Here is a 287-nt window from a genome sequence, read left to right as displayed (position 1 = left end):
AGTCCCAGTCCAGCTCATCGAGGGAGTCGTAGCCGTCGTACTGGGAGATCGTGCCGTCGGAGTTGAACGGCACCGCGAGCTTCTGCGAGACCTCGTGCCAGTGCTCGGCCTCCTCCGCGGTCACGCCGAAGCGCGCCGAGAGCTCCTCGCGCTGGTGCTCGACCATGTCCTGGAAGATGTGCGCCGAGTGGCGGAACAGCCACGCGGCCAGGACGTTCGTGTACGCGTTGTCCTTGAGACCGCCGCCGTGCTGGCCGCGGGGGCCGTCGTGGTACTCGTCGGGGCCC

1 pseudogene is annotated in these 287 nt (G+C 68.6%); it reads right to left on the bottom strand.

The window, feature by feature from the left end:
* A pseudogene (locus IG178_RS24950) lies at positions 1-287 on the bottom strand (glycoside hydrolase family 65 protein); the annotation flags it as partial.

The sequence above is a fragment of the Neoluteolibacter marinus genome (assembly GCF_014904755.1).
In the GTDB taxonomy this organism is placed as follows: domain Bacteria; phylum Verrucomicrobiota; class Verrucomicrobiia; order Verrucomicrobiales; family Akkermansiaceae; genus Haloferula; species Haloferula marina.
Note: the sequence above shows the minus strand (reverse complement) of the source record. Positions and strands in the feature narration are given on the sequence as shown.